The sequence below is a fragment of the Bacillus sp. FJAT-49736 genome (assembly GCF_018343615.1).
In the GTDB taxonomy this organism is placed as follows: Bacteria; Bacillota; Bacilli; order Bacillales; family Bacillaceae_C; genus Margalitia.
In genome coordinates this window covers 1-24,844 of record NZ_JAGYPI010000001.1, presented here as the reverse complement: position 1 = coordinate 24,844, position 24,844 = coordinate 1, and the positions used below count along the sequence as shown (strand labels likewise).

Annotated in this window: 20 protein-coding genes, 15 tRNA genes, 2 rRNA genes and 1 riboswitch; of the genes, 3 read left to right on the top strand and 34 right to left on the bottom strand. The window is 38.5% G+C overall.

All coding sequences use genetic code 11. The annotated features are described in order from the left end of the window. Window positions 1–48: 48 nt before the first annotated feature. The 9 genes from lepB to KHA87_RS00145 form a co-directional block, all read right to left on the bottom strand. A complete protein-coding gene (lepB, locus tag KHA87_RS00185) occupies window positions 49–588 on the bottom strand; it encodes a signal peptidase I (RefSeq protein WP_213092124.1) in 540 nt (179 codons plus the stop codon). A gap of 446 nt (window positions 589–1,034) precedes the next feature. Beyond that, window positions 1,035–1,412, bottom strand: a complete 378-nt coding sequence (locus KHA87_RS00180; protein WP_213092123.1) for a Rid family detoxifying hydrolase — start codon at window positions 1,410–1,412, stop codon at window positions 1,035–1,037. Window positions 1,413–1,764: 352 nt separating this feature from the next. After that, complete coding sequence (locus KHA87_RS00175; RefSeq protein ID WP_213092122.1) at window positions 1,765–2,838, bottom strand: hypothetical protein; 1,074 nt, start codon at window positions 2,836–2,838, stop codon at window positions 1,765–1,767. 112 nt (window positions 2,839–2,950) lie between these two features. Continuing rightward, window positions 2,951–3,490 carry a signal peptidase I gene (locus tag KHA87_RS00170; RefSeq protein ID WP_213092121.1) on the bottom strand — a complete coding sequence of 180 codons (540 nt, stop codon included), beginning with the start codon at window positions 3,488–3,490 and terminating at the stop codon, window positions 2,951–2,953. A 260-nt stretch (window positions 3,491–3,750) separates the two neighbouring features. Further along, a complete protein-coding gene (locus KHA87_RS00165) occupies window positions 3,751–4,047 on the bottom strand; it encodes a DUF4190 domain-containing protein (protein ID WP_213092120.1) in 297 nt (98 codons plus the stop codon). A 524-nt stretch (window positions 4,048–4,571) separates the two neighbouring features. Continuing rightward, the gene (locus KHA87_RS00160) at window positions 4,572–6,221 is read right to left on the bottom strand and encodes a pyridoxal phosphate-dependent decarboxylase family protein (protein WP_213092119.1); all 1,650 of its coding nucleotides are present in this window, start codon (window positions 6,219–6,221) and stop codon (window positions 4,572–4,574) included. A gap of 317 nt (window positions 6,222–6,538) precedes the next feature. Next, on the bottom strand, window positions 6,539–7,348 hold the full coding sequence (locus KHA87_RS00155) for a methyl-accepting chemotaxis protein (protein ID WP_481748345.1): 810 nt from the start codon (window positions 7,346–7,348) through the stop codon (window positions 6,539–6,541). Between the two features lie 447 nt (window positions 7,349–7,795). Then, the gene (locus KHA87_RS00150; RefSeq protein ID WP_213092117.1) at window positions 7,796–8,506 is read right to left on the bottom strand and encodes a hypothetical protein; all 711 of its coding nucleotides are present in this window, start codon (window positions 8,504–8,506) and stop codon (window positions 7,796–7,798) included. A gap of 58 nt (window positions 8,507–8,564) precedes the next feature. Next, window positions 8,565–8,933: a hypothetical protein gene (locus KHA87_RS00145; RefSeq protein WP_213092116.1), complete on the bottom strand. Its 369-nt coding sequence runs from the start codon at window positions 8,931–8,933 to the stop codon at window positions 8,565–8,567. Window positions 8,934–9,075: 142 nt separating this feature from the next. Beyond that, window positions 9,076–9,162: riboswitch (cyclic di-GMP riboswitch) on the bottom strand. Window positions 9,163–9,385: 223 nt separating this feature from the next. On the opposite strand from KHA87_RS00145, the gene KHA87_RS00140 reads away from it, so the two are divergent. Beyond that, on the top strand, window positions 9,386–9,571 hold the full coding sequence (locus tag KHA87_RS00140; protein ID WP_213092115.1) for a type Z 30S ribosomal protein S14: 186 nt from the start codon (window positions 9,386–9,388) through the stop codon (window positions 9,569–9,571). A 106-nt stretch (window positions 9,572–9,677) separates the two neighbouring features. Here the strand turns inward: KHA87_RS00140 and KHA87_RS00135 are convergent, their stop codons facing one another. From KHA87_RS00135 to KHA87_RS00125, 3 genes are all read right to left on the bottom strand, one after another. Then, window positions 9,678–11,348 carry a ribonuclease J gene (locus tag KHA87_RS00135; protein ID WP_213092114.1) on the bottom strand — a complete coding sequence of 557 codons (1,671 nt, stop codon included), beginning with the start codon at window positions 11,346–11,348 and terminating at the stop codon, window positions 9,678–9,680. Between the two features lie 187 nt (window positions 11,349–11,535). Further along, on the bottom strand, window positions 11,536–12,321 hold the full coding sequence (locus KHA87_RS00130) for an SDR family oxidoreductase (protein WP_213092113.1): 786 nt from the start codon (window positions 12,319–12,321) through the stop codon (window positions 11,536–11,538). A 50-nt stretch (window positions 12,322–12,371) separates the two neighbouring features. Next, complete coding sequence (locus KHA87_RS00125; RefSeq protein WP_213092112.1) at window positions 12,372–13,109, bottom strand: SDR family NAD(P)-dependent oxidoreductase; 738 nt, start codon at window positions 13,107–13,109, stop codon at window positions 12,372–12,374. Between the two features lie 198 nt (window positions 13,110–13,307). Here KHA87_RS00125 and KHA87_RS00120 point away from each other — a divergent pair, with 198 nt between their 5' ends. After that, window positions 13,308–13,910 (top strand): TetR/AcrR family transcriptional regulator, encoded by a 603-nt coding sequence (locus tag KHA87_RS00120; protein WP_213092111.1) that lies wholly within the window; start codon window positions 13,308–13,310, stop codon window positions 13,908–13,910. Window positions 13,911–14,091: 181 nt separating this feature from the next. Here the strand turns inward: KHA87_RS00120 and KHA87_RS00115 are convergent, their stop codons facing one another. Both KHA87_RS00115 and KHA87_RS00110 read right to left on the bottom strand, forming a co-directional pair. Next, window positions 14,092–14,886, bottom strand: coding sequence for a hypothetical protein (locus tag KHA87_RS00115; RefSeq protein WP_213092110.1), 795 nt, complete (start codon window positions 14,884–14,886; stop codon window positions 14,092–14,094). Window positions 14,887–14,927: 41 nt separating this feature from the next. After that, a complete protein-coding gene (locus KHA87_RS00110; protein ID WP_213092109.1) occupies window positions 14,928–15,722 on the bottom strand; it encodes a hypothetical protein in 795 nt (264 codons plus the stop codon). Between the two features lie 319 nt (window positions 15,723–16,041). On the opposite strand from KHA87_RS00110, the gene KHA87_RS00105 reads away from it, so the two are divergent. Next, window positions 16,042–17,409 carry a C40 family peptidase gene (locus KHA87_RS00105; protein ID WP_213092108.1) on the top strand — a complete coding sequence of 456 codons (1,368 nt, stop codon included), beginning with the start codon at window positions 16,042–16,044 and terminating at the stop codon, window positions 17,407–17,409. Between the two features lie 379 nt (window positions 17,410–17,788). Here the strand turns inward: KHA87_RS00105 and KHA87_RS00100 are convergent, their stop codons facing one another. From KHA87_RS00100 to KHA87_RS00005, 20 genes are all read right to left on the bottom strand, one after another. Next, the gene (locus KHA87_RS00100) at window positions 17,789–18,991 is read right to left on the bottom strand and encodes a sensor histidine kinase (protein ID WP_213092107.1); all 1,203 of its coding nucleotides are present in this window, start codon (window positions 18,989–18,991) and stop codon (window positions 17,789–17,791) included. A gap of 264 nt (window positions 18,992–19,255) precedes the next feature. Further along, window positions 19,256–19,459, bottom strand: coding sequence for a heavy-metal-associated domain-containing protein (locus KHA87_RS00095; protein ID WP_213092106.1), 204 nt, complete (start codon window positions 19,457–19,459; stop codon window positions 19,256–19,258). A gap of 243 nt (window positions 19,460–19,702) precedes the next feature. Next, a complete protein-coding gene (locus KHA87_RS00090) occupies window positions 19,703–19,846 on the bottom strand; it encodes a hypothetical protein (RefSeq protein WP_213092105.1) in 144 nt (47 codons plus the stop codon). Window positions 19,847–20,301: 455 nt separating this feature from the next. After that, window positions 20,302–20,382: transfer RNA gene (locus tag KHA87_RS00085), tRNA-Leu, on the bottom strand. 9 nt (window positions 20,383–20,391) lie between these two features. After that, window positions 20,392–20,466, bottom strand: a tRNA-Cys gene (locus KHA87_RS00080). Window positions 20,467–20,475: 9 nt separating this feature from the next. Then, window positions 20,476–20,550, bottom strand: a tRNA-Gly gene (locus KHA87_RS00075). 5 nt (window positions 20,551–20,555) lie between these two features. Next, window positions 20,556–20,627: transfer RNA gene (locus KHA87_RS00070), tRNA-Gln, on the bottom strand. A gap of 19 nt (window positions 20,628–20,646) precedes the next feature. Then, window positions 20,647–20,722: transfer RNA gene (locus KHA87_RS00065), tRNA-His, on the bottom strand. Window positions 20,723–20,736: 14 nt separating this feature from the next. Then, window positions 20,737–20,810, bottom strand: a tRNA-Trp gene (locus KHA87_RS00060). Between the two features lie 8 nt (window positions 20,811–20,818). After that, window positions 20,819–20,902 (bottom strand) — tRNA-Tyr (locus KHA87_RS00055). A gap of 10 nt (window positions 20,903–20,912) precedes the next feature. After that, window positions 20,913–20,988: transfer RNA gene (locus tag KHA87_RS00050), tRNA-Thr, on the bottom strand. An 8-nt stretch (window positions 20,989–20,996) separates the two neighbouring features. Continuing rightward, window positions 20,997–21,072: transfer RNA gene (locus KHA87_RS00045), tRNA-Phe, on the bottom strand. Between the two features lie 22 nt (window positions 21,073–21,094). Further along, a tRNA-Asp gene (locus KHA87_RS00040) sits at window positions 21,095–21,171 on the bottom strand. Between the two features lie 38 nt (window positions 21,172–21,209). Further along, window positions 21,210–21,283, bottom strand: a tRNA-Met gene (locus KHA87_RS00035). 11 nt (window positions 21,284–21,294) lie between these two features. Then, window positions 21,295–21,370: transfer RNA gene (locus KHA87_RS00030), tRNA-Val, on the bottom strand. A gap of 9 nt (window positions 21,371–21,379) precedes the next feature. Beyond that, window positions 21,380–21,454, bottom strand: a tRNA-Glu gene (locus tag KHA87_RS00025). Window positions 21,455–21,464: 10 nt separating this feature from the next. After that, a tRNA-Ser gene (locus tag KHA87_RS00020) sits at window positions 21,465–21,557 on the bottom strand. 3 nt (window positions 21,558–21,560) lie between these two features. Then, a tRNA-Asn gene (locus KHA87_RS00015) sits at window positions 21,561–21,635 on the bottom strand. 5 nt (window positions 21,636–21,640) lie between these two features. Further along, window positions 21,641–21,757, bottom strand: a 5S ribosomal RNA gene (gene rrf / locus KHA87_RS00010). A gap of 111 nt (window positions 21,758–21,868) precedes the next feature. Then, window positions 21,869–24,826: ribosomal RNA gene (locus KHA87_RS00005) — 23S ribosomal RNA — on the bottom strand. Between the last annotated feature and the right edge of the window lie 18 nt (window positions 24,827–24,844).

The following is a 24,844-nucleotide window of genomic DNA, read 5'->3' as shown; positions in this document are numbered from 1 at the left end:
TTGGCACCAATTAATATTTTCATATTTTTTCTTTAAATGACAGGTAAACTAGCGAATATTTCTCAGGTCTGATAGTGGGGAGAAAACGATTTTACCTTTTCCTATTATTTTTTCTTTTTGGATGAAGCCTAAACCATTACGGCTGTCGATACTTTCCAAACGATTATCTCCCATCACAAAAAACTTATCCTTAGGAACGGTAATCGGACCATAATCCCCAGTTAAGCGACTTCCCATTTGTTCTGCCAATTTACGGTTTTTGGCAAGATATGGCTCGTTATAATAAACGCCGTTTACATATAATTTGTCGTTTTTCACTACAACCTTATCACCAGGAAGCCCAATGATTCTTTTTATATATTTTTTTTCCTTTCCTTCAATGATCACAATATCTCCTCTATCAAAATTCCCGGTAAAAGTCATTTTATTAACTATTACTTTTTCCTGATTATGCAAGGTTGGTTCCATTGATACCCCTTTGACTATATAAGGGGAAAAAATAAAGTTACGAACGACAAAAGCTATTAAAATAGCGATTAATATTGATTTCGCCCAACTTTTTAGTTCCCTTTTTAAAGCTACTTTCATCCCATCTCACTCCATTACTCTATTTAATGTTATTCATTTAACCTATTTTGAATAATACCTGTAAATAGGTTTTCTTATTTTAAAGGTCCCATTTTCGTAAAACCGGATGTTTTTTTCCTAACATAAAATTATCTTATACTAAAGTTCTAGAAAACGTTGATAATTCCTTCCTAATATCTACAAATAGAAAAAGTAAAACAATTTCCAAGATGTACTTTATAAATAAGTATTAAAAAGCTAATGTATTAATGCAATTTAAAAAAAAGAAGTGATCAGAATTCACTCCTTTCATAACTAATCGTTGTATTTATATCGATTATTGCCTTTCTTATATAGTTCAGACATAGTTCGCGGGCATCTTTTCTTAAGCAGCCAATATATTATTTGAAAAAAATTAGGGTGTTGCTATATTTTGGTCTGCAAAAGCAAAAAGTTAAGAAAAAAGCCTAAGGCCGTTTCGCAATCATTTCAATTTCTACCTCAGCTCCAAGAGGCAGCTCGAGAACCGCTACTGTCGTTCTTGCAGGAAAAGGTTTTGCAAATTGTGTTTCATATACTTCATTCATTGCAGAAAAGTTTTTCATATCCGTCAAATATACATTTACTTTTACAACATCATCAGAGGTTAAGTTTGCTTCTTCTAAGACCGCAAATAAATTACGGAAACACTGTCTAGTTTGCTCACTGATATCTCCTCTGATCATTTCTCCTGTGGACGGATTTAATGGTGTTTGTCCGGATAAATACACTAGTTCTCCGGCCTCTACTGCGTGGGAATAAGGTCCAGAGGTTACAGCACCTTTTGCATCATATGCTTTTCTCATATTGATATTCCTCCTCATTTCTTAAAAATACTGCATATAATTATATTTTACCATCCTTGATCCAATTCCATATTTGAAAGCTGCCAAATATGGAAAGCAAGAGTAGCAATAAACTAATGATAACGTATTTAAGTAGTTCATTTATTTCTTGTAAACCATCCCAATAAAGCAAAGTAAAAATAGATATACCTATGAACATTAAATAACTAAATACATTGGGAATAAACTATACTATTCTTCATTTTGTATTTTTCAACATCACCGCCCCCTATTAAAACTTATACGCTGTTAATCAGGGATTAGTTTCATTAAACAAAAATACTGCCATTTAAAATGGCAGCAAACTAATCTCTTATTTTTTTTCTACTAACCAATCACTTTCGATTTTCCAATTTCCTCCACCTAAATTTGTGAAGGTTACGTCAATTGTTTTAACATTACCATTAAATCGCATTCCATATTTAAACTTATCTCCAACTGTTGCGTCCTTTTTAGAAGCTGGATGGTATTCCATGGAATAAATTTTATCGGAGCCTACATATTGAGCTGAAACCATCATTGACCTAGCTTCTTCATATCGAATAACTTGACCCGATTGATCAGCCGTCAATTTCAATCCTAGTTGGGTAAAATTCGTGTATTTCTTATCAATTTCATAATAAACATATCGAGACGCTACTTTTGCATCAAGTGCACTTTGCAATTTATTAATATCACTCATCAAATCTGTTTTACCTTTTCCATTTGGAACGCCTTTCATATACTCTAATAAGCTATCGATGGAGGCTTGTACAGCATTTGATTGTGCTTTGGAGAAATTGCCCTTGTCAAAGCCAGTGCCGACATTGTCTAATGCTGTTAGAGCGTTACTTGCATCTTGATACATTTTTTGGGCTGCACCCAAGCTATTTCCATCTACTTGAGTAGCTGTTACATCCAACTTAATGTTTCCAGTTTTACCTTGGAAGTCAATATCATGATCACCATGCGGCCATTGTACTAATATCTTATAGCTTTCAACAGCATTTTCTGGTTTAAAGGTAGTGGAATAATCAACATTTACCCATTGATTATCAATATTTCTTTGCATAGTAACCTTCACTGGCGAGCTGTTGTCCTGCGGGAATAAATCTCCACTAGGAATTAAATTTACTTTATATTCTAAAGGCAATTCTGTATGATTCTTTTTAATTTGAAAGCTATAGACCTCGACCGGTTCCATACCAGGATATAGTTTATCGCCAAGGCTAAATTGGGCATTCCCAATTGCTTTTCCTTCTGAATTAACTACTTCTACATCGAAGTCAGCAGCTTTGGCAGTATTATTATCACTGCTAAAATTCTTTGAAAAATAAGCACTTGTTCCTACCATTGCAATTACAATAATGAATACAGACAACAAACTAATAATAGACTTCTTTTTCACAGAGCCTTCCCCCCATATTTTGTTTTCTTCCTTTTTGACTGCTACTAATTAGATAGTGAAAAAATGTTCACCTCCAACAAAATTATCTATTTAACATTGGGATACCAACTTTTTATACTGTTTTCTGTTGCTTGTTAGTTTTGTTCATTTTTCTGAACATCCCAATGGTTAAAATTAAAAGAGGAATTGTAATTAACACAATATATCCAAGTGAACTAGTTAAAAAGTTTGCTAGATATCCTACCTTTGGAATATGAAATAACAAGGATCCTCCAAGCTGCTCTGAAGAAACTAATCCCTCATCTTTGATATTATTTGCATCCCCTTTTGTTTGAAAAAATCGTTTCTCGTCTTTGTTTACTATTTCTATGACTCTATGAGTCACAAAATGGTTTCGGCTATTCTTGTATGAAATGACATCATTCACCTTAACCTTACCGGGATCTATTGGCTTCACTACTATAACGTCTCCTGGTTTTAAGCTCGGTTCCATACTACCGGATAGTACATTCATCACCTTATACCCTAGTATGGAGGGAGTTCGCCCTGGATCCTTCTTTGACTGCACTATGGAAATGAGTGCGGAGATACTAAGAATTATCAACAATGTAATGATAATATTCCCCATCGATTTGATCGTTTTTTTTAACATTTTCACTCATTCTCCTGTCCTATTCCCTATTACTTTATTAATATTTTATATATGTCTCATTTTGTTCTTATTAAAGAACGTTACGATGATTATAGCTTGAAAAATAACTTAAATCAAGAGAATTTTCTAATTATTTTTCTTTATAAAGAACATTTTTTATAAAATAAAACATCCTCCTAATTACTTGGAAGATGTTTTGTTTATATATGTATATTTACCCATTTATAGTAAACTGGAAAGGTAAAAAAAGAACGAGACCATCACTTTAAAAGAGAAATAAATTCTAAGTTGAATTCCACATTAGTGAATGAATAGTATGAAAAAATAGCTAAGAATATCCAAAAGACATAAATTACAATACCAACTAGGCTGCAAATAAACCCAGAAATGGCAAGTCCTCTACCATTTTCATTTGAACTCTCTATCTCTTTTAATCCCATTCTAGAAATGACAACACCAATAATACCAAGCACTAATCCTATAAATGGTATCACAATAGAAAGAATTCCAAGCGTTAAGGAAACTACTGCTTTCGTATTTGTCCGAACTTCATTCATACCCATCCCCCTTTTCCTACAACGTTATTATAATACATATGGATAATTATTACATATAATCCATACATTTTTATACAGCTATAAATTAAGAAGGTGATCCACACCCATACAGTTGATTTGAACAAAATAGTAAATCAAGCAGATGCTTTACAAGATAGAACAAAAAACACTTGGATAATAGTAAATCCAAGTGTTTTGCCCTTTTTGCTGTGAACTGATTTTGTTTCTATTCCCATTTTGGAGGACTCAGGTTGCGTTATTTAAATTAATATAAAGGAAATGGAGATGTTTGCGGACACTGGTTCCATTATTGCCCTAAAATCAGCCAAAAATATGGCCTTTATATCTAAATAACGGAACCTCTATCCTCGAAACTCGTGAAATCACTCTTTTTGTCACAGATAACGGATCGTGTGTCCTCTTATTTTTAAAGAACAACATCTGAATGGAGACTTCCTGTTCCACTCCCAGCTATTCTCTCTTCTTATAATTATTTTATGTGAAATGAATCGAACCTATTCTATTTAGGATCTTACACCAATATTATTACTACTTCTCGTTTTCATAAAAAATTCAAGATGTTCTTTTAGAAACCCAACATACCGGTCGACCTCTTCGATTGTGGAGTATGGCGAGATGGTAAAAAATTTATGCGCATAGATGGATATCCGCTTGTTAGTGTTTGCTGCGTCTACGAGACACTGCTTTTTAGTATTTCCAAAGAAGACGGTATCTCGTTCTGCACCAAGTATCTCTGCGAACTCGTCATTAAACTGGTTAATTTCCGTTATCTCTTCTACAGTTAAAAGCCCATTCCTTTCATCGTTCCATTTTGTCTTTTCCGGATAAAAGCGGAATGTGGTTATTGGAGAAACCTCATTCGTAACCACCACGTTCGAAATTTCCTTTGTTAACGTCTCTCGAAAGGCAAGATTGACACGAATATAGTTGGCTAAAAGCTCTTGATAGCCTTCGATTCCAAATGCTAATAAAGATGCATAAATCGCTAAAGCACTTCCCATTCGTGAGCATTCGAGCGTGTATCCTGTATGATAGCTGCCATACCCACGATTTCCAACGTACGGTGTTTCCGCTGCATCTAAATCAACATACTGAAGATTCTCTCGGTTTTTGATTAAAAATAAACTCGTAATATATGGAGTTTGACCAAGCTTATGGAAATCAAAGACCATACTATCTGCAAGCTTAATATGTTTGAACTTCTCTTGATAGGATTTCAATACCACCATAACATTGTCATCCAAGCGTAGAGGATTACTTTCAAAATCATAATCATTAAAGAAAGTATACATGCCTCCCATTGCGGAGTCCGCATGGATATAGATTGGATGTATCCCAAAGGTGCGTTCCAATTCTTCCGCTATCCCCTTAATGCCTTCCAAGTCATCAATCCCAAATGTATCCGTCGTTCCCATGGTGGCAAGGACATAAAGAGGAACACCGCCTTTTGCAATAACATGCTCCATCTTTTCTCTTAAATCTTCTAGATTCATAGAATGATCCGTATTCACTTTCACGCGAATCATGTTTTCTACACCAATCCCAGTTGCTTCTACAGATTTATATAGACTGTAGTGGGATAGCTCGGAACAGAAGCAATAGAGATTTTTCGGCACACCCCTTTGATTAGAGGATGGTGCGTAACGGGCAATGGCAAGACGTAAAGAGTTAAAGACAGCCCCTTGTCCTCCCCAAGTGGTATATCCTGCACTGATGCTTTCATCGTATCCGATTAGTTTGGATAGCATACTAGATATTTCGATTTCTGCTGTAGCCGCTGCCGGGCCTTCCACATCCCAAAGATTATTCCCATTGACTAACACCATTACTAAATTCCCTATGATACTTGCAATATTCGGTAGAGGAGCTGCATTGGCTACATAATTTCGATTGACGTACCGGTGTCCTTCTACTAATTTTAGAAGTTCTTGAATCACTTCCTCCATCGACACTCCCGTTTGCGGAACAGCAGCCTTTTGAATAACACGATTATAGTAATCCTCTGTATAATCGGGCATTTCTCCTAACGTTAGTTTGTTAGGATCTTTTAATTCATCTATTTTCGTTAAAATCGTCTTCAAGTAGGACAATAATTCCTCTCTTTGCAGGTTATTTCCGTCCATACTGGGAAACAATTTTTGAATTTCCTTCATTGTTTTACCTCCATGTTGTTTTTACTAGAAGTAGTTTAATTAGAAATGCATAAGCGCCTTGTTCATCGGCGTGTGGATGAGTGAAATTAGATCTAAGGAATTTCAACTTTGAAGTCTTCGATGCAAGATTTAGGAAATACGATAAAGAACGAGTCGATGCCCGCTTATCGTATGGAGAAGACGGAGAAATCCACTAGCCAACGGCTGCTTGCGCAAGACAGTGATACACACTGCTTCTTGTAAAAAAGAAACTTCCCACAAGTTGGACCAACCTATGAGAAGCAACTTCACTCGATCAGCTAACGAGGTGAATATCTTTATACTGCGACACTAGCTTTATTTTTAGTATCTTGTCCCACTTTAGCTTCCAGTGTTTTAACACTTTGATTCCATGAACTTAGTAATTTTTCTACATCATTTTTTATCTTTACAAGGCTTTTAGCTTCCTCAACAAGTTTTTGTATTGTATTTAGTTCATCATCACTAATTTCAACTAACTCTTCAAACATTTCAACTGATTCGCGAGAGATAGAAGCAATTTCTACAATGGTTGTCATAATCTGCTGAGAAGCAGAAGATAGTTCTTCTGTACTTGCAGAAGAATTTTCATTATTTTCCGCAATGATCTTTGTTGTAGATAGAATCTTTTCGAACATCGATCCGACCTCTACAATATTCGAATTTGTATCTTTAAATTCTTCTGTACCCTGTTGCATGGACTTGACTACAATTTCTGTTTCTTCTTGTATATTCTTTACAATATTGGATACTTCAGAAGAAGACTGGCGTGATTGTTCAGCCAATTTTCGAACTTCATCTGCTACAACCGCAAATCCCTTACCATGTTCTCCTGCCCGGGCAGCTTCTATTGCCGCATTCAAAGCCAATAAGTTAATTTGTTCGGAAATCCCTGTAATCACTTTTACAATCATGCCGATTTCGTGAGATTTTTCTCCGAGTTTATTGATTGCATCAAATGTGGTAGTGATCGTTTGATTAAACTGCTCCAATTTTTCTAATGAACTTTTCAGCTTCACGTTTCCTTCTTCCGTCAATTCTAATGTCGTATTCGATTGTTCTGAAATTTGATTAGATCTTACGGATAGATCATCGATAGCCTGTGCCATTTCTTCCATAGATGCAGCTGTTTCTTCTGTTGCTACTAATTGTTTCTGTAATCCTCTACCTACCTCATCAATTGCTGCTCGAACAATATCCGCTTTTTCAGAAGCATATTCCCCGATTTCAGCAAGATTCCCTCCTGTATTATGTACATTTGTTGAAAAGGAAAAAAACTTGTCCCTAACACGGCTTAAAAAATCAATTAGTTGATTAAACACAGCATGATCAGAACTTTTTACATTAACCTTGCTTGTGATATTACCTGCTGCTATTTCTTTCATTCCATTAATAATTTCTTTATTAACATGATGACGTTTTAGTGAAAAATATCGGTAAGCAAAATACACCGATAACCCTAATAAGATAACAATAATACCAATTAATATAGTTTCCATGATGAATAAATCCCCTAACTCCTATTAATAATTGAATTAACCTTTAATATGAATATTTTAAAGCTCCTTAATAAGGATATATGTTCCATCCGCTACAGTTGTCGGAATACCATTTAGCTTACTATTATCCTGATATGTATGAACAATATAGTTTCCTTCTACATCTTTATATTTTTCCATATTATGATATTTTTCCATTACTCGGATTGATTTCGGGTTTGTCGCTTCCGCTAATATAGCCTTCAACCCTTGTGATGCTGCTTTTGTGATTAAACTATTTCCTAATTGTTGAATAATCTCGTGGCGGTCATGTTCCGCTATTACTCCTAACATGAATAAGTGCAATAGCTCTCCATCTTCGATTTCTTTTCCGTTACGTTTTTCATAATCTTCCATGAAACGTTTATCTACATCTTCCAGAACACGCAGAATGACATTCATATCATAAAAAGAACCTTCAAAGATATCTTCACCGATAATCTCTGGTGCATTTGTATCTCCAGCAAGTACACCAACCACATTATTATCCTGATCCAGAGCGACTGCGCAATATCCCTGTTCTACGGTAGCATCTAAATATTCCTTGGTAAAATCATAGAAATCTTCATAATCTAAATTTAATTGACCAACCATAGGTTCTTGAACCCATTTCCCTGCAACATCCACTCCAATAAATGTTCGGGCTAGACACTCAGCTGCTTTCTGAATTAAATCTGTTTGTTCCTTCGTTACAATTTCATATGTATATAACTCTTGTGTTGTTTGCACTTGTTGATCTTCCTTTCAAATTATAAATAAAGAAATTCCATTTCTATTAAACCTGACATTACATAGAACGAGGTACGTTATCGACAAATGTACCTGCGAACACAATTCTTTCCAGCGCATTCCTAATTTGCACTTGGGCAATTTTAGAGGAAGGTTTTACAACAAGGATATCCTTAAAACCTAAACTAGAATAAAATAGCATCGTTTGCTCCAATTGCGGTACAACCTTTGATGGGACAGGTGTTTGGTGAGTGGCATCGACAACAAAGGTATATTCATGTTTTGTTACTCTATTAATCGTATCCTGCAAATCAATCATATAACCTTCTACATCTTCCTCCCTCATTAATCCATGCACCTGTACATGAACTTCCTTCGCAACTTCGTTAATTGCCATTTTGTATTTCTTTCTATCTACGACAATCATCTTTTTATCTCCTTTTTGCTATAGTCTACTATTTCTTCATTGATGTCATTTACACGTTCTTTTCGTAAAAGGGCAATAAAAAAAGCTACCCCAAATAAGATAAGAATAGCCAAATCATCGAATAATCCTTGTAATTATTATTCCTGGCAACCCGACTATCTTTATCCAAGTGGATTTTAGACTCGTAGCTTTGCGTCCTTATCTTTCGATAAGTTTGCCTTTTCAACTTTAGAAAAAAACGGTACAAATCTCATGCTGCTTTTTAACTATTACATTATAAGTTATTTGCATTTTTTTGTCGAACTAGAATTTATTACTTTGTTTGCATAAGATTGGGTTAGTTAATTATCCCTACCTATTTAACCACAAATTACTTGTATACACGTGAATAAAGTAGGTGTATAATTTTTAGACTCTCCTACCTCCAATTAAATAAAAAGGAGGAATGGATAATGGCCAAAACAGCCTTATTAATAAAACAAAGTAGAGAACAAAAATATCCGGTTAGACAATATACACGCTGTGAACGCTGCGGGCGTCCGCACTCTGTCATTAGAAAATTTAAGCTTTGCCGAATTTGCTTCCGCGAACTTGCTTATAAAGGGCAAATTCCTGGCGTAAAAAAGGCAAGTTGGTAAAATAATTTCCCCCATTTTTTAATGGGGGAATTTTTATTTTTCGGATGTTATATCTGTATTGCGGCGGTCCATATATATGGAATTCCTCATTTGCTTCTATTCCCCATTAAATTTCAATAATGATAGGGACAATCATTGGCTTTTTCTTCATTTGGCTGAACACATGCTGCTGAATGGATTTTTTTATTTCTCTTTTCATTACTTTCCAATCATTTCGATTTTCTTTTTGAAGCTCATTAACCGTATTGGTAGTAAGTTGATTCACATTTTTTCGAAGTTCCGCGAAACCACCGTCCATAAATCCTCGGGAAATCGTTTCCGGTTCAGAAAGTAGTTTACCTGATTTACTTATCGTTAACACGACGATGAGCATGCCGTCCTCAGCAAACTGTTTACGGTCTCGTAGGACAAAATCTCCTACATTACCCACATCTCCACCGTCAACATAAGTGTTACCAACTGGTATTTCCCTCGTCTGGCGCGCGTTTCCATGTTCAATATCGACCACATCGCCATTATTGATAATAAACGTATTTCCTGGTTCTACTCCAACGGATTCAGCTAATAAACGGTGATGGTGCAGCATTCTAAGTTCGCCATGAATTGGGACGAAATATTTTGGTTTCATTAATGTCAACATTAGTTTTAAATCTTCTTGATAGCCATGACCGGAAACATGCATACCCGATGTACTGCCCGATCCATAAATCACCCTTGCACCAATGGCAAAAAAATTGTCTACAATACTTGTTACACTTCTCTCATTCCCAGGTATTGGACCTGCTGCAAGTATAACCGTATCCTTTGGTAAAACTTCAACGCCACGAAAGTTTCCAGTCGATAAGCGGGCAAGTGCAGCCAAAGGTTCCCCTTGGCTCCCCGTACATAAAATCGCTACTCTTTCAGGAGGCAATTCATTAATTTCATTTTGGTCTATTAACATTCCATCTGGAACAGTTAAATAGCCTCGTTCCATTGCGACCTCTACTACGTTCAGCATACTTCTTCCAAGCAACGCAAGTTTTCGATTTGTTTTATATGCAGCGTTCACGACCTGCTGAACACGACTAACATTGGAAGCAAATGTGGAAACAATAATTTTGCGTTCCGCATTCATAAACGCTACCTCCAAATGATCTGCTACCATTTGCTCGGAAGGAGTCAAGCCAGGGCGTTCTGCATTTGTACTCTCGGACAATAGAAGCAGGACCCCTTCATCACCGATTTCCGCCATTTTATGAATATCCGGACGCTCTTCCCTTACCTCAGGAGTTAAATCAAACTTAAAGTCTCCAGTATGTACAATATTCCCCTCTGGAGTATGAAAGACCATTCCCAAGCAATCCGGAATACTATGAGTCACTCTGAAAAAGTCCACGCTTATGTTTCCAAATTCTAATTTTGAGTTTGCATTGATTTCAACCAGTTTGCTTTCTCTTAAAAGTCTATGTTCTTTTAATTTCAGTTCAATTAATCCTAATGTAAAACGGGTAGCATAAACGGGTATATTTAGTTTTTTCAAGAAGAACGGAATCCCTCCGATATGATCTTCATGGCCATGTGTGACAATTAAAGCCTTTACCCTATCTTTATTTTCTATTAAGTAAGTGATATCAGGAATAATCAAATCAATCCCTAATAGACTTTCATCTGGAAACTTATTGCCACAATCGATAATCACAATATCGTCTGCATATTCGATTACATACATGTTTTTCCCGATTTCATTCAAGCCACCTAAAGCGAAGATAGATAAGATATTCTCATGTGTACTCACCTTCATATCCTCCCACTATCAATATAAACTTAATACTTAGTATGTCCTTTGTTTTTTCATTTATCAGGAGTGAATAACGGAAATGCTATAAGTAATCCATAATAATGAAACACGATCATTTTATAAGTAAGTAAGTTGACGAAAAAAAGAGTAGCCCAAAATATGAGCTACTCTTATGGTATTTCCATTAATATTTATATGATTGTCCACCATCAATTGGTATAACAGCTGCATTGATGAAGTTTGCCTGGTCAGATAATAAAAACGCAACTAAATATGCAACTTCCTCTGGTTTGCCAAATCGTTTCATTGGGTTTGGCTGAACAAATTGTTTTCCTACCTCTTCCCAATTATCTGGGTCCATTTGTTTTAAGGATCCTTCAACCATTGGAGTCATGATTGCGCCTGGTGCAATTGCTTTAATACTGATGCCGTATTGACCATATTCAATGGCGGAGTTTCTTGTTAATCCTACTACACCATGTTTACTAGCTGAATAACCAGATTGGTTTCCCACACCTCGAATACCACCTACAGAAGCGGTATTCACAATAGAACCATAACCTTGTTCTCTCATAACCTTCAATACGTATTTTAATCCATAAAACACACCGTTTAAATTGACACTTACTACTTTTTGGAATTCATCGATACCAAAATCCTCTGTTAGGTCCTGTTTTCCTTCAATACCTGCATTGTTGTAGAAACCATCAATTTTTCCGTATTTTTCCACGGTTGTGTTTACATAGTTTTCCACGGCTTTTTCATCTGCTACGTTCGCAGTTATTAATAGCACTTCCGTATTTGGTGCGACTTCTAAAACTTTGCGTTTTGTTTCCTCTAAAGACTCAGAGTGTAAATCAACAAGTGAAAGTTTTGCGCCTTCTTTTGCCACTTGTAATGCAGATGCTTGTCCTAAACCTGAGCCTGCTCCTGTAATCAAAACTACTTTATCATCAAAACGATTTGTCATTATGTTGACCTCCCATATATATTTAAAGTAATATAAGCCCTAAAGGTTTATTATTGAGCTGTATAACCACCATCAACTGTTAAGCTATTACCAGTCATGAAAGAAGAATCATCCGAAGCCATAAATAATACAGCTTTTGCCATTTCTTCTGCTTTTCCAAGACGTTTCATCGGAGTGATAGCAGCTAATGCTTGTTTACTTTCTGCTGGAATAATAGGTGTATCAATGAAGCCTGGGCATAACGAGTTAATCCGAATATTTTGTTCTGCATATTCAAGTGCAAGTGAACGAGTTAAGTTTATGACTCCGCCTTTTGCTGCGTTATAGGCTGCTGAACCAGGTGAACCGACCCAACCGTACATAGAAGCAGTATTCACAATAGTACCGCCACCTGTTTTTAACATTTCACGGATTGCTTCACGAGCGACTAAGAATACACCATCTAAGTCCACATTCACGGTGTTACGCCATTCAGAGTATTCTAAATCATGTGATGAATGAACGCGTCCGATACCAGCATTATTGAACACAACATCGACTTTACCGAATGTTTCCACTGCTTGTTTAAATACATTCGCGACTTCTTCTTCACTAGTAATATTTGCTTTTACAAATAGAGCATCGGCATTATGCTCCTTTAATTCTTGTTCAAACGCCTTCCCTTTTTCTTCATTTAAATCAACAATAACCACTTTCGCTCCTTCTGCAACGAATAAACGTGCAGTTGCTGCACCAATACCGGATGCTCCCCCAGTAATCACAGCTACTTTATCTTGTAATTTTCCCATAATAGATTCCTCCATTATAATATGAATATAGCACTGTCATATTTTAACCTGAAAAAGATATTTCAATATCATTTGTGCTATTTTGTTCACAATATAATTGTAAAATATTTAGCACATTTAACAATCATTAAGATATTATCAAATGTCTAAATAGTAGACACCTATAGCAAAATTGTCTTTTTTTAGGGAGGTTTTTTCATGAATCATGAACAAAGTCTGACATCAGAGCGGAGAAACCGGACAAAAGAGCATTTAAAGCTAGCCTTTATAGAACTTATAAAAGAGAAGGGATTCCATTCCGTTTCTGTCAAAAACATTGTCGATCATGCCGCGTATAATCGCAGTACCTTTTATGTTCATTACCAAGATAAAATTGAATTAGCGGAAGAGTTACTCGTTTCTATGTTTCAAGGATTAGAAGATTCCGTAGGCAAACCATATACACCTGGACACAAGGTATATACATCCAAACTAAATGCTCCATCCTTTAATATCGTTTCCTTCATATATAAGCACAGGAATTTTTTTGAGCTTATTAAATACGATGACACCTTACCGGGAATACACAAGAGATTCCCACAAACGATTCTAAAAATATATAAGGAAAAATTTACATTTGAAACGATTAACCATATACCAGTCAACATGGATTATTTTAAACGCTATACAGCATATGGCTTTTACGGATTACTTCTGAATTGGATTACAAATGACTTCCAAGAGTCTGAAGAGGAATTTATCCAAGAAGTAATTGATTTAACGAGAACACATATATATTCGCTTGAGTATATTGGGAAATGAACATAGGGCGGTTCTCTTGTTCTCTTTTTTCCAAGAGAAAATCATAAGGGGAACAAATCCATATGGAATGGAAACGGTAGAACGCTCCCTGTGTATATTCCTGTGTATAAAAAAAGTATAAAAACAAAATGAATTCATTTGTTTTTATACTTTTAAATCAAGCAATTATCTGTTCACTGTTTCAAGAACGCATTACAAAATAGTTTTGATAATTAATAGGGCAGCCATTTCCTTCGCCACTTAAGCATTTCAGGGTGATTCTTTTTGTATCCTGAAAATGATAGGATATTGTATTTTGTTGCTCCCTTGTTGGTATTGTATTTGGATTTGGCAAGATAAACTCTATGCTGCTTCCATCCTGTAGTTCGACTGTTATTTCTAATTCACACACATTCCTATTTGCTGAAAATAACTCCCGTAAAACAACCTGGCCGATGACTTCTAAAGGCTCATTGCTTTCGAACATTGTAAATTCTTCACTTCCACAGGAAAGTGTTAAGAAATTACCTGTACTTGGAAGAGAGCTTCCAAATTGATTCTGATTAAAGAATACAGGACATTCACAACTTGGATATTTGTTTGATCCTCTTAAAAATATTTGTAATTGCCAATTTCCTGAGCATTGAGTCCCGTCTTCCCCTCCCTCACATTGAATGGTAATTCTTCTTATCATTTTACTGTAAAACTGTTTACCGACGCTTTCATAAGCTTGCGCCGACGCATTGGGATTTGGAATGGTTTCGACAATGAAGCTTCCATCGTCTAGTTCAATAGTGACTTGTAGTTCACACAAGTTTTCATTTGAAAATATTAATTCTCTCTGCTCAATACTTATAAAAATTTCTGTTGGAACATCACTATCAAATATTTTGAATGGCTCACTACCGCAGATTAAATTAAATTCACCAACCATGTCCTGAACGAAATTTATTGGACAGGAACAATCCGTACGTGACCTCTTAGTTCGGTTACTCATTAAAATCCTCCTTCCCATATAGTAACGTAGCAACCACACATTTAATTATTTCCCGTACGGAGCACTAACGTGTTAGTAGAACCTCCACGGCATCCATTTCCTGCTCCACTTAGACATTGGAGATTAACCCTTCTAGTTTCCTTGGTGTGAAAGAGGATAATGTTTGAATCACTACTTGATGGAGATGTATTGGGATTTGGCACAAGAAAAACCAGATTACTCCCATCGTTTAATTCAACCGTTACTTCTAATTCACATGTATCATTATTTTGTGATGCAAATTCACTTAAGCTTATTGATCCAATGATTTCAACAGGTTCAGCACTTTCAAAGATTGTATACTCTTCGCTCCCGCAAGGAAGGAAAAAGTTAGTACTAACATACGGGAGAAAACCTCCGGATTCGGGATTTCTAACATAAACTGGACATTCACAATTGGGATCTGTGCTCGACCCTCTTAAAAAGATCTGTGCTTGCAAATATCCATTACATCGAGTTCCTCCTTCGCCTCCCTGGCATTGAAGAGTAATTCTTCGAACATTGTCACTATAAAACTGTATACCGCTAGATTCATACGATTGTGCAGATGAATTTGGATTTGGTATCACAAACATCCTGCTAGTCCCATCTTCTAGTTCGAAGGTTACGGTTAGATCACATAAGTCTTCATTTACTATTTCATTTTGTTGAACAGAAATAAACATCTCCGTCGGAATATTACTCTCAAAAATTTTGAATGGCTCACTGCCGCACAATAAACTAAAACTTCCTCCCATATTGTGAACAAAGTTAACTGGACACGAACAATTATTTGGAGGACATGGATAAAATCCCATAACAAGACCTTCCCTTCATCACATATTTATAGGATAAGTTATGCCGAAATTTGATTTATGTTTGTACAAGTAACTATTAAACTCCAATCATAGGAATTTTAGTTTCATACAGGTATCCAATGGTTAGGTTTTCTGCCACAACACCTTACCTTGTATTTAAATTGTAGCAATTGTAATGGAAGTGTTAGGTTTTCTTGTACCCCCTGATTTAACAAGGCCTAAGCCGATTAAAAACAGTGCAGGAATAAATAACCACCAAGACACCTCCTTTTAATATGCTAGAATCGAAACTAGAAAGACAGTATTGGGAGGTAACGGAATGAAAAAACATCTAGTAAGCACAGCGCTGGCAGTTACACTTGGATTAGGCACGATAATTGTACCTTCGCTTCAAGAAGGGAAAGTATCGGCAGCTACTATTAATCCTCAAAATAATCAATCAGCTGTCGAGGCAAAAGCGGATCAATTAATTGACACAGCTAAAAGTTTAATAGGAAAGGCAACATACAGTAATACAGAGTATAAACCAACAGCCCCATATAAATTTTCTTGTGCATCATTTATCATGTACATTTTTGAAAAAAATGGAGTCGATTTAGCTACGTACAATGAAGATTATATGGTTCAACAAGGAACATACGTTGCCAGAAATGAACTACAAAAAGGGGATCTCGTTTTCTTTAAAAGTAAGAAAACAGGTACAGATCCGGATCACGTAGGAATGTATATAGGCGATAATAAAATCATTCATATGGCCGATCCACAGCAAAATATCGTTATCTCAGACATGAATAGCAAACCTTATTATACGGAAAGTTATTATTCTGCAAGAAGAGTGTTACCAACCTTACTCCCTTCAAACCCTGCAACTACTGGAGATAACATTGTCGGGCTTTCCTATGATTTGATGAATAAAGTGAAAATGGGGAACGTAAATGATGAAGCAGCGATGAAATTTACAAGTACCGGTTTTGTTAATTATGTATATCAAAAAAATGGAGTCACATTAGGGACAACAAACCTTAAAGAACTTATGAATAAAGGAACAACTGTTTCTCAACAAAACTTAAAAAAAGGTGATTTGATCTTCTTCAACAATACGGTTGGTTCAACGACACCGGGATCAGTTGCCATCTATGCAGGAGACCATAGAATTATCGTTCCAAATTCAAATGGAATTTCGACTAGGGTTCTCTTTGTTGATTACTACAAACAGCACTATATAACGGCTAAACGTGTTTTTACCGAAAAAGCGGTTCCAGTTGAAAATCCTGCTCCAAATGAAAAACCACCGGTAACAAATACATCATCGCCCGCAGATAAAATAGTGGATTCCGCTACAAGTCTTATCGGAAAAGCAAAGTTTGGTTATGTTTATGATGAGAATTCCTTAACCTTTACCCCTGCTGGCTTTACGTATTATGTCTTCAAAAATCAGGGTATCGATTTAAAAGAAAAACTAGCGAGCCGTCAAGCAGAAATTGGCCAAGCAACTCAAAAAGCAGATTTACAAAAAGGCGACTTAATTTTCTTCTCTAGTGATAATAGTGGAACAAAAATCACTTATGCAGGTATTTACATTGGAAATAATAAATATATTCGTTTAGCTTCCAATGGTGTTATTACAGAGGATTTAGCATCTAATTGGGCTAAACAGAACTATGTAAAGGCACGTCGAGTATTATAAGTTTTATTTAGGAAAGAAGCATTCGGGATGAAATGGCGGATGCTTCTTTTTCATTTTCTTGGAACATTGGGACGGTCCCGATGTTCTTATATTATCCAAAAGAAAATCATAAGTGTAAGAAATCCTGATGGATTTGCAACGGTAGAACCATCCCCGTCTATTCTAAAATCTCTAGAATCCTTCCTAAACTGCATGAAATTTCAGGGGAACTGCATCATTCAGGCATCCAACTGCACCGGTTAATAGAGAAACTGCATCATTTTGTGCCCGTACTGCACAAAAGACACAAGACAGAGGAACGGATTCCATATTTTTTATTCAGGCTTTAAAAACTGGAGAAAACAAAAAAGCAAAGAGCATCTAACTCTTCGCTTTAACCTCAAGGAAACCGAATGGTAACCGTCGTTCCCTCTCCTTTTACACTATGAAAGTCAATCGTCCCTTTATACTTGGCGGCAATATTAAAGCAAATCATCATCCCCAAGCCTGTACCTTTACTTTTTAATGAATAAAAAGGAGTACCAAGTGATTTCACTTCTTCTTCAGACATTCCATCTCCGAAGTCTGTAACCTTCATTTCCACGAAATGCTTTTTCCTTTCAGCTGTTACAATAACAGAATCACCAATTTTGGAAGCCTCAATGGCATTTTTCAAGATATTGACAAGCAGTTGTTTTATCTCAATGTTATTAGCTCTGATATAGCAATCTTCCACCACATTCAGTTCAATTTTATTATCACGAAAAAGCCCATATGATTGAAGCAAATCCGATACACTTTGAAGAACAGATCTAACATTTACGGTTTCTGTCATTTCATTTCTATTCGGCTTTGCTATGGATAAAAACTGAGAAAGGACCTCTTCTGCTATATTTAATTCATCTATCATTAATCGGATATGTCTTTTAGCATCTGTACTATATGCTGAATCTTTCTCATATAACTGTAAAAATCCTTTTACCACTGTTAAAGGATTTCTAATTTCATGAGCTACAGCAGCTGCTAATTGACCAGTTGTCTTTAAACGTTCAGTCTCTTTAACTTGCTGATAATATAATTGCTGTTTTTTCATTCGCCCGTATGTTAAATAGAAAATAAAACAGATCAGTGCTTGGCTCCCGATAAAATTTATTACATTACCGATTAAATTCTCTTGAATATAGTAGTAAGCAGATTCTTTATCCAATAGATTAATATAAATGAACGTAAACGTTATTAGTATACTGTTAATCAGGATGGAAAAATAAAATAGCCTTGAATCAAAAAACAAAATAGCAACAGCAGGAATAAAACATAGCAAAGTAAAAGTAGAGCCAACATCAGGATACAGGAAAAAGATGGTATAAAAGTAGCAAAAGGCCAAGATAAGAATGATGGTTCTGAATACATGAGTTACATGCTTAGGATATATTAATAAACATACAGATAAGATCACTACTAGCAGACTATGTAAAACAAACCCAATCTTCTTCCAGCCAATGAGAGCATCACCCACTAGTAATCCCATTGCCATAATGGTGATAACAATGCAAACTGTTATATAATATAATTTTTTATTGATATGTGTATAAAATTCTTCCATGTTGCACCTTAAAAATGTTCTTTTTAAATTTCCTTTATAGGATAATATTCCTACTATATAGTAACACATTTTTGTGGTGTCAAGCACCATCGGTGGAAATTTTGGTACTTTGTCCACCAGGAAAGGTAAATATACCAAAATATGTCCTCCGACTTTATACTCCTACAGGTATAGCAGTGGCGTTCTGAATGAAACAAAAACCTTACTATGGTGGTTAAAACAATAAAAACTATTGGGATGAGCTAAGTAGTTCTTTTTGATCTGCTAAATGTGTATACTGCATTCTTGTATTGCACTAAGAATACGTTTACTGGAAATAATGTTTTCATCAAATTCAATCTTAACTTCACCATCATCTATATCCATTAAAACTCTTTCAACCCCTCTTAACTGACTTAAAGCTTGCTCAATTTCTTGAACGGATTCTTCTGAAGTCGCCTTGTTAATAATAAATGTTTCTTGAGTCATGATAAAATCTCCTTTTTGGTTTAAAATCTCATATATTTTTCTGCACTTTCTCTCACTTTTTTGTAAATTAATTGCCCCCAAATATGGGGTGCTGAAAACCTTCACACCGGAAATTTAATCTTTTAGGCTGATTCCCGGCAGCAAATTCGGCATAGCTTAAATTTAAAAGACTTAGCTGTTTTTGTACTACTTTTTTGTAAACTCTCCATTTAACAGAGGGAACAAATGACCTCTAAATTCACCTTATTCTTTAATACCCTCTAACCATTCTGAGTAACAAATATCACAAAGAGGTTGTTCATGTTCTACTCCATCCTTAAAAAAGGAAATATAGTGATGTTTTCCACCTTCAATGGAATAATCACAGTAAAAGCAGCTGTTTTCCATTTAATTTTAAACCTCCTAAGGTGGTAGATGTAGTCGGTTAATATACTTGCATGTTCTTCTTGTCCCAAGAGGTTTGAATTATCCTCAATTCCATAGGATAAATTAAGAATTGACAGGTATATGGTTACCTTTAAAAAAGTATTTATTCGATGTGAAAATTAATAAATGATGATTTTTATCAAAAAATATGTAGGAAGGGTTTAAGTGTTGGAGATGAGTATGAGGCAAAAAAATCATTAAGGGAATGTACGTTATAGTCTTGGTAAATAAGAGGAGTTCGAACCTGTATGAACAGATAATAGGATATCCTGCGTAACCTACCATCGGATTTACTATTTTGTCTGCAATTGTATATGCAAGTGGATTCCGTTAAGAATCATATAGAGAAAAAATACATAGAAAAAGTCCTTGATAACATTTTTTATAATGTATATCAAGGACTACTGTTTATTAGATACCGGTGGTCGGGGTCGAACCGACACTCCAGAGGAACACGATTTTGAGTCGTGCGCGTCTGCCAATTCCGCCACACCGGCATATTAATATGGAGGCGGCAACCGGATTCGAACCGGTGAATAAGGGTTTTGCAGACCCTGGCCTTACCACTTGGCTATGCCGCCGAAATAAGATGGAGCGGAAGACGGGATTCGAACCCGCGACCCCCACCTTGGCAAGGTGGTGTTCTACCACTGAACTACTTCCGCGAAAGCTGGGCTATCTGGATTCGAACCAGAGAATGACGGAGTCAAAGTCCGTTGCCTTACCGCTTGGCTATAGCCCAATGATATGAATAAATTTAATGGGGCGACTAATGGGGATCGAACCCACGAATGCCGGAGCCACAATCCGGTGCGTTAACCACTTCGCCATAGCCGCCATTATAGTTAGTTTGGCAGGGGCAGTAGGAATCGAACCCACACTGAAGGTTTTGGAGACCTTAGTTCTACCTTTAAACTATGCCCCTATCTTAAATGGTGGAGGGGGACGGATTCGAACCGCCGAACCCGAAGGAGCGGATTTACAGTCCGCCGCGTTTAGCCACTTCGCTACCCCTCCGAAAAACTTCTGGTGCCGGCCAGAGGACTTGAACCCCCAACCTACTGATTACAAGTCAGTTGCTCTACCAATTGAGCTAGGCCGGCATAAAAAATGGTGGCTCAGGACGGAATCGAACCGCCGACACAAGGATTTTCAGTCCTTTGCTCTACCGACTGAGCTACTGAGCCTATGTACATATTTTATTTAAAATGGCGGTCTGGACGGGACTCGAACCCGCGACCTCCTGCGTGACAGGCAGGCATTCTAACCAGCTGAACTACCAGACCGAATATTTTCAAGTTTCCTTGAAAATAAGTTACATTAATTGCGGGGGCAGGATTTGAACCTGCGACCTTCGGGTTATGAGCCCGACGAGCTACCGGACTGCTCCACCCCGCGACAATAATATATGGTGGAGGATGACGGGATCGAACCGCCGACCCCCTGCTTGTAAGGCAGGTGCTCTCCCAGCTGAGCTAATCCTCCGTAATTGAATGGTGACCCGTACGGGATTCGAACCCGTGTTACCGCCGTGAAAGGGCGGTGTCTTAACCGCTTGACCAACGGGCCAGAAATAATATGGCGGAGAGCAAGGGATTTGAACCCTTGAGACAGGTTTTGCCCGCCTACACGATTTCCAATCGTGCTCCTTCGGCCACTCGGACAGCTCTCCTTATGGCTCCACAGGTAGGACTCGAACCTACGACCGATCGGTTAACAGCCGATAGCTCTACCACTGAGCTACTGTGGAACACTGCTTGGCGACGTCCTACTCTTGCAGGGGGAGAGCCCCCAACTACCATCGGCGCTGAGAAGCTTAACTTCCGTGTTCGGGATGGGAACGGGTGTGACCTTCTCGCTATAGCCACCAAACAATGTGACATATATTATTATATATGATTCAGGAAAAATTTCAATAACTAATTGAATTTTGTTCCCTCAAAACTAAATACTGCAGAAGAATCAAGTAAAGAGAATCGTTTTTTGGTTAAGTCCTCGATCGATTAGTATTCGTCAGCTCCATGTGTCGCCACACTTCCACCTCGAACCTATCAACCTGATCATCTTTCAGGGATCTTACTAGCTTGACGCTATGGGAAATCTCATCTTGAGGGGGGCTTCATGCTTAGATGCTTTCAGCACTTATCCCTTCCGCACATAGCTACCCAGCGATGCCTTTGGCAAGACAACTGGTACACCAGCGGTGCGTCCATCCCGGTCCTCTCGTACTAAGGACAGCTCCTCTCAAATTTCCTACGCCCACGACGGATAGGGACCGAACTGTCTCACGACGTTCTGAACCCAGCTCGCGTACCGCTTTAATGGGCGAACAGCCCAACCCTTGGGACCGACTACAGCCCCAGGATGCGATGAGCCGACATCGAGGTGCCAAACCTCCCCGTCGATGTGGACTCTTGGGGGAGATAAGCCTGTTATCCCCGGGGTAGCTTTTATCCGTTGAGCGATGGCCCTTCCATGCGGAACCACCGGATCACTAAGCCCGACTTTCGTCCCTGCTCGACTTGTAGGTCTCGCAGTCAAGCTCCCTTGTGCCTTTACACTCTACGAATGATTTCCAACCATTCTGAGGGAACCTTTGGGCGCCTCCGTTACTCTTTAGGAGGCGACCGCCCCAGTCAAACTGCCTGCCTGACACTGTCTCCCACCCCGATTGAGGGGTGCGGGTTAGAATTTCAATACAGCCAGGGTAGTATCCCACCGACGCCTCCACCGAAGCTGGCGCTCCGGCTTCAAAGGCTCCTACCTATCCTGTACAAGCTGTACCAAAATTCAATATCAAGCTGCAGTAAAGCTCCACGGGGTCTTTCCGTCCTGTCGCGGGTAACCTGCATCTTCACAGGTACTATAATTTCACCGAGTCTCTCGTTGAGACAGTGCCCAGATCGTTACGCCTTTCGTGCGGGTCAGAACTTACCTGACAAGGAATTTCGCTACCTTAGGACCGTTATAGTTACGGCCGCCGTTTACTGGGGCTTCAATTCAGAGCTTCGCTTGCGCTAACCCCTCCTCTTAACCTTCCAGCACCGGGCAGGCGTCAGCCCCTATACTTCGCCTTGCGGCTTCGCAGAGACCTGTGTTTTTGCTAAACAGTCGCCTGGGCCTATTCACTGCGGCTCTCTCGGGCTTGCACCCTACCAGAGCACCCCTTCTCCCGAAGTTACGGGGTCATTTTGCCGAGTTCCTTAACGAGAGTTCTCTCGCTCACCTTAGGATTCTCTCCTCGCCTACCTGTGTCGGTTTGCGGTACGGGCACCTTTTACCTCACTAGAGGATTTTCTTGGCAGTGTGGAATCAGGAACTTCGGTACTATATTTCCCTCGCCATCACAGCTCCGCCTTCACGGTTACGGGATTTGCCTCGTAACCAGCCTAACTGCTTGGACGCACATATCCAACAGTGCGCTTACCCTATCCTCCTGCGTCCCCCCATCGTTCAAACGGTAAAGAGGTGGTACAGGAATATCAACCTGTTGTCCATCGCCTACGCCTTTCGGCCTCGGCTTAGGTCCCGACTAACCCTGAGCGGACGAGCCTTCCTCAGGAAACCTTAGGCATTCGGTGGAAGGGATTCTCACCCTTCTTTCGCTACTCATACCGGCATTCTCACTTCTAAGCGCTCCACCAGTCCTTCCGGTCTGGCTTCACCGCCCTTAGAACGCTCTCCTACCACGGACACCTACGGTGTCCATCCACAGCTTCGGTGATACGTTTAGCCCCGGTACATTTTCGGCGCAGAGTCACTCGACCAGTGAGCTATTACGCACTCTTTAAATGGTGGCTGCTTCTAAGCCAACATCCTGGTTGTCTAAGCAACTCCACATCCTTTTCCACTTAACGTATACTTTGGGACCTTAGCTGGTGGTCTGGGCTGTTTCCCTTTTGACTACGGATCTTATCACTCGCAGTCTGACTCCCAAGCATAAGTATTTGGCATTCGGAGTTTGTCTGAATTCGGTAACCCGATGAGGGCCCCTAGTCCAAACAGTGCTCTACCTCCAATACTCTTCATCTTGAGGCTAGCCCTAAAGCTATTTCGGAGAGAACCAGCTATCTCCAAGTTCGATTGGAATTTCTCCGCTACCCACACCTCATCCCCGCACTTTTCAACGTGCGTGGGTTCGGGCCTCCAGTAAGTGTTACCTTACCTTCACCCTGGACATGGGTAGATCACCTGGTTTCGGGTCTACGACCTCATACTATGTTCGCCCTATTCAGACTCGCTTTCGCTGCGGCTCCGCCTCATCAGCTTAACCTTGCATGAAATCGTAACTCGCCGGTTCATTCTACAAAAGGCACGCTATCACCCGGCATTTTTCCAAAGGAAAATATGCACAGGGCTCTAACTACTTGTAGGCACACGGTTTCAGGTTCTCTTTCACTCCCCTCCCGGGGTGCTTTTCACCTTTCCCTCACGGTACTGGTTCACTATCGGTCACTAGGGAGTATTTAGCCTTGGGAGATGGTCCTCCCTGCTTCCGACGGGATTTCACGTGTCCCGCCGTACTCAGGATCCACTCTGGAGGGAACGAAGTTTCAACTACAGGGTTGTTACCTTCTTTGACGGGCCTTTCCAGACCTCTTCATCTACTCCGTTCCTTTGTAACTCCGTATAGAGTGTCCTACAACCCCAAGAGGCAAGCCTCTTGGTTTGGGCTTCTTCCGTTTCGCTCGCCGCTACTCAGGAAATCGCAATTGCTTTCTCTTCCTCCGGGTACTTAGATGTTTCAGTTCCCCGGGTCTGCCTTCCTTATCCTATGTATTCAGATAAGGATACTGCTCCATTACGAGCAGTGGGTTCCCCCATTCGGAAATCTCCGGATCAAAGCTTGCTTACAGCTCCCCGAAGCATATCGGTGTTAGTCCCGTCCTTCATCGGCTCCTAGTGCCAAGGCATCCACCGTGCGCCCTTACTAACTTAACCTATAAGGTTATTACTACT